Below are 13,537 nucleotides of genomic sequence, written 5' to 3' on the forward strand. Positions count from 1 at the left end.
CCTACGGGGTATGAGCGACATGAGTCCCAGCGCCCTCCCGACCGACCGCCCCGCCTCCTCCGACGCGGAGACGGCCCCCAGCCCGGTCAGCCCCGATGCGGCCGCCTGGCCGAGCGGGGCGGGCGCCAGCGGGGAATCGGCGGAGTCGCCCGAGGTCACGGCGGCCTTCCCGCCTCGTCGGACGAGGCAGTTCCCCGTGCCCATGCCGGCCGGCTCGGCCGTGTCGGCGGCCTCCGCCGTGGGGACGGCGATGGAGGACCGAGAGGCGGGGACCCTCATGGCGACCCTGGGGATGCAGGTGGTCATGCTCGGCGCCCAGCGCACGGTCATGCGGATGCCCGTCGAGGGGGCCCGGCAGGTCTCGGGGGTGCTGCACGGGGGCGCGAGCGCCTCGCTCATCGAGACGGCGGCCTCCTTCGCGGCCCGACGGGCGGCGCCGGAGGGGACACTGCCCATGGGCGCGGATCTGCAGGTCAGCCACCTGCGCCCGGTGAGGCAGGGCTGGGTGACGGCCGTGGCGCAGCCCGTTCACGTGGGCAGGAGGACGTGCGTTTACGAGGTGGTCGTCAGTGACGACGAGGGCAGGATCGCCGCCAGGGGCACGCTGCGGAGCATGTTCGTCTGACGCGGGGCCCCCTTCAGGTGAGGAGGGCGCTCGCGCGCCGATGCCGCCCGAGCGCTGAACGGCGCGCCGGTCTGAGTCGCCGGGGCTGCTCGGGCCCGCTCAGGCGTCAGCGCTCTTGGTGGCCTTGGCCGGCTTCCCGGCGCCCTTGGCGGAGCCGACCTGCTCGATGACGGCGTCGGCGACCTCGCGCATAGTCAGGCGACGGTTCATGGAGGTCTTCTGCATCCAGCGGAAGGCCTCGGGCTCGGACAGGCCCATGCGCTCCATGAGGAGCCCCTTGGCGCGATCGACCCGCTTGCGCGTCTCGAAGCGCTCGTTGAGGTCGGCGATCTCGGATTCGAGGGAGGCGATCTCCTCGTGGCGGGAGAAGGCGATCTCGAGGGCGGGCAGGAGGTCCGCGGGGGTGAAGGGCTTGACGACGTAGGCCATGGCGCCGGCGGCGCTGGCGCGCTCGACGAGCTCGGTCTGGGAGAAGGCGGTGAGCATGACAACGGCGCAGCCGTGCTTCTCGATGATCTGCTCGGCGGCGGTGATGCCGTCCATGACGGGCATCTTGACGTCCATGACGCACAGGTCCGGTTCCTGCTCGCCTGCGAGGCGGACGGCCTCCTCCCCATCAGCGGCCTCGGCGACGACCTCGTAGCCGGCCTCGGTGAGGGTCTCGACGATGTCAAGGCGGATGAGGGTCTCGTCCTCGGCGACGAGAACCCGACGGGCGCTAGTGCTGGACTCGTTACTCACGAGGATGAGTCTAGTATGATCGTCGTACGTGGTGGGCCAAACACAGTGACACAGCGGGACACGAGCCGGTCACTGCCCGGTGCCACCGCGTGGCGGCCCTGGTCGTCGCGCGCCTCCGTAGCCCAACTGGCAGAGGCATCCGACTCAAAATCGGAGTGTTGTGGGTTCGAGTCCCACCGGAGGTACCGCTGAGGAGCGCCTCTCGCACCGAGAGGCGCGGAATGCACCCACTGGTGCGTCCTGCCCGCACCAGTGGGTGAATATCGCACCGGTGGGCGCGGACCCGCCCGGCGCGCTGCGGCACCGCAGCGGCCCGCCTCAGCCGAGGTAGTCGGCAGTCTCCCCCACGGTGTGGACGCGGATGGAGTTCGTGGAGCCCGGGGTGCCCGGGGGCATGCCGGCGACGATCACCACGGAGTCGCCGACCTGCGCGAGGTGCTTGTCCTGGAGGGTCTTGTCCACCTGGGCCACCATCTCATCGGTGTGCCGGACCTCGGGCACCTCGAAGGTCTGCACGCCCCAGGAGACAGCGAGCTGGTTGCGCGTCGTCGACAGCGGCGTGAAGGCCAGCAGCGGGATGGGCGAGCGCAGGCGGGACAGGCGGCGGGCCGTGTCACCGGACTGGGTGAAGGTGACGAGGTAGTCGGCACCGAGCTGCTCGCCCATCTCGGCAGCGGCACGCGTCAGGGCGCCGCCGCGCGTCTGCGGGAAGGAGCCCAGTGGGGCGATGCGCTCGCCACCGTGCTCCTCCACGTTCTCGATGATGTTGGCCATCGTGCGCACGGCCTCGATCGGGTAGGCGCCCACGGAGGTCTCGCCGGAGAGCATGACCGCGTCGGCGCCGTCGAGAATGGCATTGGCGCAGTCCGAGGCCTCGGCGCGCGTCGGGCGCGGGTTCTGGATCATCGACTCCAGCACCTGGGTGGCGACGATGACCGGCTTGGCATTGCGCCGGGCCAGCTCGATGGCGCGCTTCTGCACCAGCGGCACGGCCTCGAGGGGCATCTCCACGCCGAGGTCCCCGCGGGCCACCATGATGCCGTCGAAGGCGTCGACGATCTCCAGGAGGTGCTCGACCGCCTGGGGCTTCTCGATCTTGGCGATGACGGGGATGCGCGTGCCCACCTCGTCCATGATCTCGTGGACGTCCTTGACGTCGTTGGCATCGCGCACGAAGGACAGGGCGATGATGTCAGCGCCGACCTCGAGCGCCCAGCGCAGGTCCTCGCGGTCCTTCTCGCTGAGCGCCGGCACGGAGACCGCCACGCCGGGCAGGTTGATGCCCTTGTTGTTGGAGACGTAGCCGGGGACCTCGACCCTCGTGACCACGTCGGTGTCCGTGACGGCGGTGACGCGCACGGCCACGTTGCCGTCGTCGATGAGGAGGCGGTCGCCGGGGCGGCAGTCCCCCGGCAGGCCCTTGAAGGTGGTGGAGGAGCGCTTGACGGTGCCGAGCACGTCATCCGTGGTGATGGTGAACTCGTCGCCCTTGTTGAGCATGACCTTCTGGTCGCCCACGAAGCGGCCGAGGCGGATCTTGGGCCCCTGGAGGTCCACGAGGACGGCGATGGATCGGCCGGAGGCCTCGGCCGCCTGGCGCACGCGCGCGATGACCTTCTCGTGGTCCTCGGCGCTGCCGTGGGAGCGGTTGATGCGGGCGACGTTCATGCCCGCGTCCACGAGAGCCTGTACCTGATCGGGGGAATCTGTGGCGGGACCGAGGGTGCAGACGATCTTGGCTCTACGCATGGCCCATATGCTAGCCGAGTTCAGTCCGCGGCACGGCGAGGGCCGCTCGGATCGTCGGGCTTCTCACGGGCGGGCGCGTCGGATCGGCCCGCAGTGGCGCCGTCGGCGATGATCGCGTCGCTGGGGCCGCGGCGGGTGACGACGATGAACCCGATGAGCCCGACGACGAAGATCACGAGCGAGGTCCACTCATTGAGGCGCAGGCCGAGGACCCGCTGGGCCTCGTCGATCCGCAGGTGCTCCACCCAGGCGCGGCCGGCCGTGTAAACCATGAGATAGGCCCACAGGAGGCGCCCGCCGCAGGCCCCGCTCGAGCGCAGGCGCCGCTCGAGCCACAGCAGGGCGCACACGCCCATGGCCGACCACAGCGCCTCGTAGAGGAAGGTCGGGTGGAAGAGCGTGCCGGGCGCATAGCCGACGGGCAGATGGCGCCGGTCGATCTCGAGCCCCCAGGGGAGCGTGGTGGGGCCGCCGAAGAGCTCCTGGTTGAACCAGTTGCCGAACCGGCCGATCGCCTGGGCGGCCAGGAGTGCCGGGGCGACGGCGTCGGCGAAGGGCGCCAGGCGCACGCCCCTGTGGCGCAGGAAGAGGGCGCCGCTGATGAGGCCGCCGGCGACACCGCCCCAGATCCCGATGCCGCCCTCCCAGACGCGCGGGATGCGCGAGAGGTCGCCGTTCGGCCCGAAGTAGGCGTCCGGCGAGGTGACGACGTGGTAGAGGCGGGCGCAGATGATGCCGACGGGCACGGTGAGCATGGCGGTGTCGAGCGCGAGCTCGGCCCGGCCTCCCCGGGCCCGGTAGCGCCGGTCCGTCCACCACGCGGCGAGGACGACGCCGGCGAGGATGCAGATCGCGTAAGCGCGGATCGGCAGGGGCCCGAGGTGCCAGACGGATTGGCCGGGGCTGGGGATCGACGCGGGGGCGGACGCGGTCATGACGACGGCGGTGGGAAGCGGCACTCAGCTGACCTCTCGGTTCGTGGCGTTCTGGAGCGCGGGGTGGTTGCCCGCCGCGACGAGCTCGGCGACGAACTGCTGGGGGTCCTGGGAGCGGATGACGGCCTCCCCCACGAGCACCACATCGGCCCCCCGCCGGGCGTAGGACATGACGTCCCTGGGACCGGTCACGCCTCCCGTGGCCACGCGCAGCACGGAGGCGGGCAGGACCTCGGCCACCTGCTCGAATCGGCAGTGGTCCACCTGCCCGGTGTGGGGATCGCGCGCGTCGGCCGCCACGCACAGGGCACCGGTCTCCACCGCGGTGATCGCCTCGCGGCGGGAGTGGGCCTCGACGACGGCGAGCATGCCGAGCGAGTGCGTGCGCTCGATGAGGGCCTCCAGGACGAGCGGCTCGAGGCGGGCGTCGAGGAGGAGGAGGTCGCCCCCGTGGACCCTCGCCTCGTGGACCTGGTAGGGGGTGACGACGAGGTCATTGACGAGGATGGGGATGTCGATGCTGGCTCGCACGGCGTCGAGGTCCGCAAGGCGGCCGTGGGAGCGCACGGGCTCGGTGACCACGGAGACGCCGGCGGCGCCGCCGGCGGCGTAGAAGCGGGCCAGAACGGCGGCATCACCGACCCCGCTGAGATCGGCGAACGTGGCGGTGGCGCGCTTGACCTCGGCGATGACGGAGATCGAGCCGGCGCGGGGGCGCAGGGCGTCGAGGGCGTTGGTGGGGCTGTCCGCCTCACGGACCCGGTCCCGCATCTCCTCCAGAGGCACCCGTGACTCGCGCTCCGCGACGGCGGCGCGGGCGGAGACGACCATCTCCTCGAAGGATGTCACAGCGCACCTCCTCGCGTCTGAGTGGGGCCCGTTGTGCCGGTTCCCATATCGTTACCCGCTCCCATGGTCCCTAAGGCGGCGCCCGGCGCGCAAATCCTCAGCACGGATTCGCGCGCCGGGCGCCGCGTGCGCTCGTCGGCGGGCCGGTCATGGGCCGGTGGGCGCTCAGACCCGACCGGCCGCCTTGCGGGAGTACCAGTACATGTCGACCGTCACGGCGGCGAAGACCACCGGGCCGAGCCAGTAGGCGATGCTCCCGAAGCTGTCGGGCACGATGGCCAGGGGCTCCTCCTTGCCGGAGAAGCCGACGATGCCGGCGTAGACCACGCCCCACAGGGACTCGCCGACGATGAGGCCGGTCGCGGCCAGGGTGCCCATGCGCTTGGCCCGCTCGGGATCCGCCTGCTTGGCGGCCCAGCGGTCGTGGATGAGGCCGAGCAGCGCGCCGATGGGGATCATGATGGTGATCGCCATGGGCAGGTACATGCCCATGCCGACGGCCAGGCCCGGCAGGGACAGGTTCTTGGTGGTGCGGGTCAGGACCTCGTTGATGATGATGACGACCACGCCGATGAGGGCGCCCAGGCCCAGCAGGTTCCAGTTCAGGTCACCGCCGAAGACCCCCTTGATGAGATCGGAGATGAGGGAGGCCTGCGGGGCGGCGAGGGCGTTGTCCCCCGCGCCCGGGGCGCCTGCGAAGCCGAAGGCCTTCTGCATGAGGTTGAGGACCGGCGGGATGATGATGGAGCCGAAGCCCACGCCGATGACGAGGGCGACCTGCTGCTTCCAGGGTGTGGCGCCCACGAGCTGGCCCGTCTTGAGGTCCTGGAGGTTGTCGTTGGAGATCGTCGCGATGCCGAAGACGACGGCCGCGGTGAACAGCGTGTAGGCGACGAGTGCGGAGAGCTGGTCGCCCTGGACGGAGCCGTGGACCGCCTTGACGACGAGCGCTGCGGCGATGGCCACGATGATGCCGACGCCGGAGATCGGCGAGTTGGAGGCGCCGATGAGGCCGGCCATGTAGCCGCACACCGAGGCCACGGCCAAACCGGTGAGCAGGATGAAGATGATCGAGACGATGACGAGCCCGATGACGGAGTGCGCGATGGCGGTGCCCTGGACGAAGAGCCACAGGAGCACGCCGATGGGCAGCATGGAGGCCAGGGTGACGGCGATGACGACCTTGGCCGACAGGTCGCGCTCGGTCAGGTCGACCTCCTGGCCGGATCCGCGCAGCGACGTGGAGCGGATCGAGTCGCGGATGCCGGTGACGATCGGGCCCATGAGCTTGATGAGCGTCCACACGGCGGCCACGGCGATGGTGCCGGCGCCGATGAGGCGCACGTCGCTCTTGAAGACGGCGCCGACGGCGTCCGCGAGGTCCTCGACGCCGTCGAGCTCGCCCGAGGTCTGGATGGGCAGGAGCACGCCGTAGGAGATGACCAGGCCGACGATCATGGCGATGCCGACGCCGATGCCGACCAGGTGGCCGACGCCGATGAGCGCCAGCGAGAGGGAGCCGGCCGCCGTCGTGCCGCCCGCGCCGATCTTGAAGGCGCCGGAGACCTCGGTGGACACGGCCTTGAGGGAGCCGAGGATGGCGAAGCCGGCGGAGGACAGCCCGCCCCAGATGATGGCCATGAGCCCGCGGCGCGACTCATCGGCGCCCTCGTGGGTGTCGCCGACCTTGAGCACCTCGGCCGCCGCCACGCCCTCGGGGTAGGGCAGGTCGGAGTGGGTGACGAGCGCGCGGCGCAGCGGGATGGAGTACATGACGCCGAGGATCCCGCCCAGGGCGATGACGAACACGGACTGCCAGTACGGGAATCCCTGCCACCAGCCGACCATGACGAGGCCCGGCAGGACGAAGATGATCGCGGACAGCGTTCCCGCCGCGGACGCGATGGTCTGGACGATGTTGTTCTCCTGGACCGTGTGGTCCTTGAAGTAGCGCAGGATCGCCATGGAGATGACGGCCGCCGGGATCGAGGTGGCGAAGGTCAGGCCCGCCTTGAGGCCGAGGTAGACGTTCGCGGCGGTGAAGATGATCGTGATGATCCCGCCGATGAGAATGCCTCGGAGGGTCAGTTCCTTCATGGGAAGGGATGCGACGGGCTTGGCGCCCGCCGACGCGCCCTGTGTGGACGAGGGGGACATGAGAATCTCTCGTTGCTCGGTTTCGGTTGAGCATCCGGGGCTCCGCGCATCCGCGCGGCACCGGGTATGCCATCGCACCGTAGCACTGGCGGGCGTTCCGACGCGTACCGGCCGGTGGCGGCGTCAGTCGGAGGGCCTCCCGCCGACCTGGGCGCCCAGGTCGCCGCCGGAGGCGAAGCAGGTGCGCTCCCCCGTGTGGCAGGCGGCGCCCACCTGGTCCACCTGGATGAGGAGGGCGTCGCCGTCGCAGTCCAGGCTCGCGGCCTTGACGTACTGGGCGTGCCCGGAGGTATCCCCCTTGCGCCAGTACTCCTGGCGGGAGCGGGACCAGAAGGTGACGCGGCCCTCGGTGAGGGTGCGTCGCAGGGCCTCATCGTCCATCCAGCCGACCATGAGGACCTCCAGGGTGTCCCACTGCTGGACGACGGCGCACACGAGGCCCTTCTCGTCCCGCTTGAGGCGGGAGGCGATGCTCGCGGGGAGAAGCGGGGGCTCGGCGGGAGGCGCGTCGTGGTTCACGGGCGGATTCTCCCACGCCGGGCGCCATGCCCGGGCATGGCCGGACGGCAGTGCTAGTCGGCCAGTGAGATGGCCCAGGCGAACAATGCGGCGCCCCCGACGAGGATGGTGCCCGAGACGGCGGTGCCACCGATCGCGATGCCCCTGTTGGTCGCCTTCCCCTCATTCGCGGCCAGGATCCCGATGATGCCGAGGATGAGACCCGCGATGGCGGTGATGGCCCCGAACACGGACAGCCCGGGGGAGACGCACCCCAGGACGAGTGAGGTGATGCCCGCCCAGTTCATCTCATCGGGCGGCCTGTAGCCCGGCGGATACGTGAGCACGGGCGCCATGGGAGGGGCGTAGGGCCGAGCGAAGGGGTCGGCCGCCGCAGTGGGGTACGCCGGGTAGGGCGCCTGAGGGGAGCCGGGGGCCTGCGCCCCCGGGGACGGCGAGTAGGGATGCCCCGCGGCAGGCGCGCCGGCCGCCGATGAGTACGGCGAATGCTCCGCGCGGTCCCCCTGCCGGGCGGGATCATCGAAATGGGACCGCTCGGCAGGATGAGGGCCCCCGGCGGCGGGGGCGTCGGGGTAGTAGGGCTCGTACCCCGCCGCGCTCGGATCGAAGCCGTCGGCGGGGCGCGCCGCATTCTCAGTTCCCATGGACCATTCCTTCCATATGCCGATCATCGTTCACCGCGGAGCGATCCCGGACGAGACGGATGCTGGATGATGACTCGTCATTCTCAGCCAGGGGGCCCGAGCAGCGGGCTCAGCTGCTCCCACATTCCTGGGAGGTTGCGCAGGACGAGGAATCCGGCACAGGCGATGCCGTAGCCGATCGCCTCGGCGGAGGTGAGGAACGCCCCGGGGCGCCCGACCAGTCGGCGCACGGCCCAGCGGGCCACGAAGAGGACCGCGACGACCTCAGTGGCCAGGGCGAAGGGGTTGTAGGCCAGCGCGGTGCCCAGATCGCCGCGGAGGAGCGCGGCGGTGGCACGGGTCCCTCCGCACAGCGGGCACCAGAAGCCGGTGATGCGATGCGTGGGGCAGAGGTCGGGCATCCCCGAGAGGTGACTGGGATCGAGGGCGCCGCCGAGGATGACGAGGGCCCCCGGCAATGCCCAGGAGGCGGCTGCCACCGCTGCGGCGATGGTGATTCCCCGACGGGAGGAGGCACGGCCCTCCCAGGACACCAGGGCGTCAGTTCGCGTTGTTGATGGAGTCAATGGCTTCCTGAAGGCTGCCCGTGGCGATCGCATAAATGGTGAGAGCCACTGAGATCACGCCCAGGACCAGACCCGCAATAGCCATTCCCTTGTTCGTGGCCTCGCCCCTGCCGGCAGCGCTCATGCCCAGCGCGCCGAAGATGATCGCCGGGATCCCCGTGAAGAGACCGCACAGGAAGATGAGGCAGCCGCAGACGAGCGCAGTGATGCCCATCCAGTTCTTCCCAGTCGGGTCGGGGCCGAAGCCATTCGGCATCCCATAGGGGTTGACTCCCTGGCCGGGGTACTGGGGCATCCCGTTGCCGGGGATCTGAGGGTCGGAGGGGTCGGGGTAGTTGCTCATCGGGAGCCTCCATGTCAGTCGATGGCAGTGGTCCTGCCGGAGCGAGGAGTATCGCATCATGCGCTGCGGACTTCGGGTCCGCGCTCGACCGTACAGGCCGGGGCGCCGCGGCAACAAGCCGCGTCCGCGCCACGGGCTCAACGAACGGGGTGCCCCGCAGCGCGCAGGGCGTCCTTGGCCTGGCCGATGGTCATCGCGCCGTAGTGGAAGACGCTGGCGGCCAGCACGGCGTCGGCGCCGTGGTCGGCGGCTGCGGCGAAGTCCTCGGGCCTGCCGGCGCCGCCCGAGGCGATGAGGGGGACGCGCACCTCCCGGCGGACGTCGTCGAGCATGGCCAGGTCGAAGCCGCCGGTCACGCCGTCGGCGTCCATGGAGTTGAGCAGGATCTCCCCCGCGCCGAGCTCGGCGGCGCGCACCGCCCACTCGATGGCATCGATGCCGGTTGAGCGGGTGCCGCCGTGGGTGGTGACCTCGTAGCCCGAGGGGGTACTCACGCCGTCGGGGCAGCGGCGGGCGTCCACGGACAGGACGATCACCTGGTTGCCGAACCGCTCGGCGACCTCTGTCAGGAGCTCGGGGCGGGCGATGGCGGCGGTGTTGATCCCGACCTTGTCCGCGCCGGCGCGCAGGAGCCGGGCCACGTCGTCCGCGCTGCGCACTCCCCCGCCGACGGTCAGGGGCACGAAGACCTGCTCGGCGGTGGCTGAGACGACGCCCATCATGGTGGCGCGGCCCTCGGAGGAGGCGGAGACGTCCAGGAAGGTGATCTCGTCGGCGCCCTGGGCGTCATAGCGGCGGGCGAGTTCGACGGGATCCCCGGCATCCCGCAGGCCCTGGAAGTTGACGCCCTTGACGACGCGCCCGTCCTTGACGTCGAGGCAGGGGATGACGCGGACGGCGACGCTCATGGATTCACTGCTCCTGGAATTCGTGTGGTCATGGTCCGGGTCAGTTCCCGGCGGTCGCGGCCGGCGCCGCGGGGGTGGGCGCCGAAGTGGGCGCCGGGCTCGATATCTCCGGATCGGAGCCGACGGTCGGCGTGGCCGCCGGGTCGGTGCCGGGGGCATCCGTCTTGGGATCCTCGATGGCGAGGACATCGACGACGACGGCGACGGGCCTGTCCCCCCGGGCCTGGTCGGCGGGCAGGGCCAGGACCACCCTGCTGCCCACGGGCACGTCCACGAGGTGATTCCTCAGGCCGGCATAGGTCTTGGCGCTGCTCAAGTCGACGGAGACGGGCAGGGCAGTGGCGCCGTAGTCGTTGGTGATGACGCTCCCGTCGGTCCAGGAGACGGCCTGGACACGGGCGATGACACGGCTGTCGGAGTGGACCTGCTCGCCCGTGCCTTGGATGAGTGTGACGGCGGTGGAGCGGGTGGGGGCGGGGAGCCCGGCCAGGGAGAGCGTGACTCCCCCGGCGTCGCCGGGGATGACGGCGGGCATGCCCGCGGGAGGCGCGACAGCCGCGCCCGAGGCGGTGGTCGGCAGGACATCGATGACGGTGATCTCCGTGGAGGGCGTGCCGTCGACGACGACCGGGCCGCGCAGGACGAGCCGGGTGCCCTCGGTGGTTCCGGTGATGATGTCGGTGAGGTCGTTGAGGGAGGCCTGGTCGACGCTCACGCTCACCAGGCGACGGCCGGCGTGCTCGCTGCCCTCCGAGTCCGCGCCGGGGGAGGTCGTGTTCTTCCCGTCCGTGCCGGAGAAGGTCGCGATGGACAGAAGCGCGGCATCCCCTGGCTCGAGAACACGGCCCTCGCCGGTGATGAGGGTGTCCTTGATGAGGGAGGATGGCGCGCTGAGCGGCGCCGTCAGCTTGACCACCGGTCTGGCGCCGACGCGCCCGGAGACGCTCATCGCCTGATCCAACGGGGTGTCCGCCGGGAGCATGGCGGCGGCGCTGGGACTCGTCACCGCCCTGCTGGCCGGCGATTTGCCGTTCACGATGGACAGGGCCAGCGGGAGGATGATGATCGCCGCCACCGCTAGGCAGACGAGGACGAGTGCGGCATGGCCACTGGGACGGGATCGGTTGAGCGCGGCGCCGAGCGCCCGCTGCCCGCCCGTCGTGGAGGGCGGCTCCGCGGCGTCGGACGCGTCCTCCGCCGCCTCGCCGCCAGGGGACCCATCGGGGGCCCCGCGCCGTTGGACGGGCCCGGCCTCGGAGAATCGCGTCTCGGGGAGCCGGGGCGCGGCGGCCGGGAGCTCGGGGAACCGGTCGTCGGCGAGAGGCTCCTGCGCCTGCGCGCGCAGAGCCTCGAGGCGGGCCGCCTCCGCTCGGGCCGCCTCCGCTCGCTCGGCCTCGCGCCGTCGCGCCTCCTGCGCGGCCCGCCGCTGGGCGACGATGCGCTCAGCCGCAAGCCTCTCCGCCTCCGCTCGCTCGGCCTCGGCGCGGGCCGCCTCGATGCGGGCGGCCTCCGCTCGCTGGGCCCTCAGGCGGGCCTCCTCGGCCGCGCGACGCTCCGCGGCCTGCCGCTGCTGCTCAGCGTGCAACTCCGCCGCCCTGCGCTCGGCGGCCCGCTTCTCGGCCGCCCGCCGCCGCGCCTCGGCCCTCTGCTCGGCCGCACGGGCCTCAGCCGCGCGTCTGCGCTCGGCCGCCTGGCGCTCCGCAGCGGCGCGGCGCTCGGCCTGCGCCTCTCCCAGCCGCTCCAGGCCCCTGCGCTCACGACGGGTCAGCGGACGGGTGCTCTCGAGCTCGTCGTCGTTGTCATCGTGGTTCGTCATAGGGGAACCTCTCGAACGGCCACGCGGAGGGCGTCCGCGCTCCGACGCCTCATCGCGTTCAAGGAGGACATGAGCTTAGCGACTCTCTCATCCCGCGTGGCGAAGGGATCGCGGAGGGCGATGGCCGGCACCTCCTGCCCGCCCGAGCTGGCGTCGAGGCGCAGGTTGACCCAGTCAGCGGCCAGATCGGCGCGCAGATCCTGGGCCAGGCCGATCGCCGCGCCCCGCAGCGCCGCCCTCGTCGTTGCCGGCGGGGTGCTCATCGCGGCCCGGCAGACGTCGTCGTCGACGTAGCGGCGCAGCATCCCGGCGGCCTCGAGGCGGGCCCGCAGCCCCTCCTCCGGGGACACGTCGTGGTAGGCCAGCGCGAGGCGGGTGACGCGCGGGTCGTCGAGCCCGGTGCCGGCGCGCTCGGCGTAGCGGCTGAGGAGCTGGTGCTTGGCGGCCCAGTCGAGCTCGGTGGCCACGGCTCCGGGGTCCTGCGCGCGCAGGGCCTCCAGGCCGCGCTCCCACAGGTCGATGACGGCGGTCTGGAGGGGACTGAGGTCGAGCTCGGCGCGGGCGTGGGCTTGCACGCGCGCCAGGTGCTCCCCCTGGAGGTCCAGGGCGGTGATGCTGCGGCCGTCCTTGCGCTCCAGGAGCGCCGTCCCACTGAGGTCGTGGCAGGTGTCCCGAATGGCGCGCATGGGCTCGGCGAGCTCGAGGTCCGCCAGGTCCCCCCCGGACTCGAGGTAGTCCAGGAGGAGGTCCATGGCCCCGGTCTTGAGGAGGGTGGAGCCCTGGGCGATGTTGGAGTCCCCGACGATGACGTGCATGCGCCGGTAGAGCTCGGCGTCGGCGTGGGGCTCGTCGCGGGTGTTGATGAGGGGGCGCGTGCGGGTGGTGGCCGAGGAGACGGCGTCGTGCATCTGGTCGGCCCGCTGGGAGAAGACGTAGCGGGCGGGGGCGCCGGTGGCCGGGTCGGCGGGCAGCACGTGCCCGGCGCCCACGAGGATCTGGCGGGTGACCAGGTGCGGGACAAGGGTACGGGCGTCGTTCCAGAAATCCCCCCGGCGGTGGACGAGGTAGTTCTCGTGACAGCCGAAACCGCTGCCCTCGGCGTCGAGGTTGTTCTTGAGCAGGTGGATGCGCCCGGGCACGCCGGCGGAGGCGAGCCGGGCGTTGGCCCGGGCGGCGAGATCGGCCATGGTGAGCTCGCCGGCGCGGTCCTGGGCGAGGAGGTCGGCAAGACGGTCGCACTCGGCGGTGGCGAACTCGGGGTGGGAGCCGACGTCGAGATAGAGGCGGGCACCGCCCCGGGTGAAGACGTTGGAGGACCGGTGGGCGGCGATGACAGGGGCGAAGAGCTCGCGCGCGGCGTGATCGGCGTCGAGCGGCACCGCGCCGCCGGTGGTGGAGGCGCAGGTGATGCCGTACTCGGTCTCGATGCCGACGATCCGCCGGGAGGACGGGCGGCGCCCGCCGTCAGCCGCGGGACCCACTCACTGACCGCCCTTCTGAACGAATCCCTGGACGAAGGCCGCCGCGTTGGTCTCCAGGACGGAGTCGATCTCGTCGAGAATGGCGTCGACGCCGGTGGTCTGAACCCGGCCGGCCGCGCCGACGGTCTCGGACTCGGTATCGCCCTCGCCGCCGGAGGGCCGGATCTGCTGCGCATCCTGGCTGGTCATGGTCGTTCCTTCGCG

The 13,537-nt window shown here is 71.7% G+C and carries 14 protein-coding genes and 1 tRNA gene; 2 read left to right on the forward strand and 13 right to left on the reverse strand.

What is annotated here, in order from left to right; translation table 11 throughout:
* Positions 1-10: 10 nt before the first annotated feature.
* Positions 11-625 (forward strand): PaaI family thioesterase, encoded by a 615-nt coding sequence (locus B1H55_RS00455; RefSeq protein ID WP_073451854.1) that lies wholly within the window; start codon positions 11-13, stop codon positions 623-625.
* A 99-nt stretch (positions 626-724) separates the two neighbouring features.
* On the opposite strand, the gene B1H55_RS00460 is transcribed toward B1H55_RS00455, so the two are convergent.
* The gene (locus B1H55_RS00460) at positions 725-1,366 is read right to left on the reverse strand and encodes an ANTAR domain-containing response regulator (protein WP_073451852.1); all 642 of its coding nucleotides are present in this window, start codon (positions 1,364-1,366) and stop codon (positions 725-727) included.
* 111 nt (positions 1,367-1,477) lie between these two features.
* Between B1H55_RS00460 and B1H55_RS00465 the strand changes: the two genes are divergently transcribed.
* Positions 1,478-1,551: transfer RNA gene (locus tag B1H55_RS00465), tRNA-Leu, on the forward strand.
* Positions 1,552-1,684: 133 nt separating this feature from the next.
* On the opposite strand, the gene pyk is transcribed toward B1H55_RS00465, so the two are convergent.
* The 12 genes from pyk to B1H55_RS00525 all read right to left on the reverse strand — a co-directional run bounded on the left by pyk (position 1,685) and on the right by B1H55_RS00525 (position 13,522).
* Complete coding sequence (pyk, locus tag B1H55_RS00470; protein ID WP_073451850.1) at positions 1,685-3,115, reverse strand: pyruvate kinase; 1,431 nt, start codon at positions 3,113-3,115, stop codon at positions 1,685-1,687.
* 20 nt (positions 3,116-3,135) lie between these two features.
* Positions 3,136-4,050: a prolipoprotein diacylglyceryl transferase gene (gene lgt / locus B1H55_RS00475; RefSeq protein WP_073452018.1), complete on the reverse strand. Its 915-nt coding sequence runs from the start codon at positions 4,048-4,050 to the stop codon at positions 3,136-3,138.
* Between the two features lie 24 nt (positions 4,051-4,074).
* Complete coding sequence (locus B1H55_RS00480; RefSeq protein ID WP_073451848.1) at positions 4,075-4,899, reverse strand: indole-3-glycerol phosphate synthase TrpC; 825 nt, start codon at positions 4,897-4,899, stop codon at positions 4,075-4,077.
* A gap of 165 nt (positions 4,900-5,064) precedes the next feature.
* Positions 5,065-7,056 (reverse strand): OPT family oligopeptide transporter, encoded by a 1,992-nt coding sequence (locus tag B1H55_RS00485; RefSeq protein WP_077241140.1) that lies wholly within the window; start codon positions 7,054-7,056, stop codon positions 5,065-5,067.
* A gap of 123 nt (positions 7,057-7,179) precedes the next feature.
* Positions 7,180-7,575 (reverse strand): phosphoribosyl-AMP cyclohydrolase, encoded by a 396-nt coding sequence (gene hisI, locus B1H55_RS00490; protein WP_073451846.1) that lies wholly within the window; start codon positions 7,573-7,575, stop codon positions 7,180-7,182.
* A gap of 53 nt (positions 7,576-7,628) precedes the next feature.
* Positions 7,629-8,219 carry a hypothetical protein gene (locus B1H55_RS00495; protein WP_077241141.1) on the reverse strand — a complete coding sequence of 197 codons (591 nt, stop codon included), beginning with the start codon at positions 8,217-8,219 and terminating at the stop codon, positions 7,629-7,631.
* 83 nt (positions 8,220-8,302) lie between these two features.
* Complete coding sequence (locus tag B1H55_RS00500; protein ID WP_240494171.1) at positions 8,303-8,785, reverse strand: DUF2752 domain-containing protein; 483 nt, start codon at positions 8,783-8,785, stop codon at positions 8,303-8,305.
* Entirely contained in the window at positions 8,760-9,128 is a 369-nt protein-coding gene (locus B1H55_RS00505; RefSeq protein WP_096519446.1) for a DUF4190 domain-containing protein, read from the reverse strand. The genes B1H55_RS00500 and B1H55_RS00505 overlap by 26 nt, the downstream gene beginning before the upstream one ends.
* 137 nt (positions 9,129-9,265) lie before the next feature.
* Entirely contained in the window at positions 9,266-10,036 is a 771-nt protein-coding gene (hisF, locus tag B1H55_RS00510; protein WP_073451842.1) for an imidazole glycerol phosphate synthase subunit HisF, read from the reverse strand.
* A gap of 40 nt (positions 10,037-10,076) precedes the next feature.
* The gene (locus B1H55_RS12970) at positions 10,077-11,852 is read right to left on the reverse strand and encodes an FKBP-type peptidyl-prolyl cis-trans isomerase (protein WP_077241164.1); all 1,776 of its coding nucleotides are present in this window, start codon (positions 11,850-11,852) and stop codon (positions 10,077-10,079) included.
* Positions 11,849-13,333, reverse strand: coding sequence for a Pup--protein ligase (pafA, locus tag B1H55_RS00520; RefSeq protein WP_080461503.1), 1,485 nt, complete (start codon positions 13,331-13,333; stop codon positions 11,849-11,851). The genes B1H55_RS12970 and pafA overlap by 4 nt, the downstream gene beginning before the upstream one ends.
* A complete protein-coding gene (locus B1H55_RS00525) occupies positions 13,334-13,522 on the reverse strand; it encodes a ubiquitin-like protein Pup (RefSeq protein ID WP_073451838.1) in 189 nt (62 codons plus the stop codon).
* Positions 13,523-13,537: the final 15 nt, after the last annotated feature.

It is taken from the genome of Actinomyces denticolens, from assembly GCF_002072185.1.
In the GTDB taxonomy this organism is placed as follows: domain Bacteria; phylum Actinomycetota; class Actinomycetes; order Actinomycetales; family Actinomycetaceae; genus Actinomyces; species Actinomyces denticolens.

Excerpts from the sequence above, each read along its gene's own strand:
- B1H55_RS00455 (WP_073451854.1), top strand. The coding sequence starts at position 11 with ATGAGCGACATGAGTCCCAGCGCCCTCCCGACCGACCGCCCCGCCTCC.
- pyk (WP_073451850.1), bottom strand. The coding sequence starts at position 3,115 with ATGCGTAGAGCCAAGATCGTCTGCACCCTCGGTCCCGCCACAGATTCC.
- lgt (WP_073452018.1), bottom strand. The coding sequence starts at position 4,050 with ATGACCGCGTCCGCCCCCGCGTCGATCCCCAGCCCCGGCCAATCCGTC.
- B1H55_RS00485 (WP_077241140.1), bottom strand. The coding sequence starts at position 7,056 with ATGTCCCCCTCGTCCACACAGGGCGCGTCGGCGGGCGCCAAGCCCGTC.
- B1H55_RS00495 (WP_077241141.1), bottom strand. The coding sequence starts at position 8,219 with ATGGGAACTGAGAATGCGGCGCGCCCCGCCGACGGCTTCGATCCGAGC.
- B1H55_RS00505 (WP_096519446.1), bottom strand. The coding sequence starts at position 9,128 with ATGAGCAACTACCCCGACCCCTCCGACCCTCAGATCCCCGGCAACGGG.
- hisF (WP_073451842.1), bottom strand. The coding sequence starts at position 10,036 with ATGAGCGTCGCCGTCCGCGTCATCCCCTGCCTCGACGTCAAGGACGGG.
- B1H55_RS12970 (WP_077241164.1), bottom strand. The coding sequence starts at position 11,852 with ATGACGAACCACGATGACAACGACGACGAGCTCGAGAGCACCCGTCCG.
- B1H55_RS00525 (WP_073451838.1), bottom strand. The coding sequence starts at position 13,522 with ATGACCAGCCAGGATGCGCAGCAGATCCGGCCCTCCGGCGGCGAGGGC.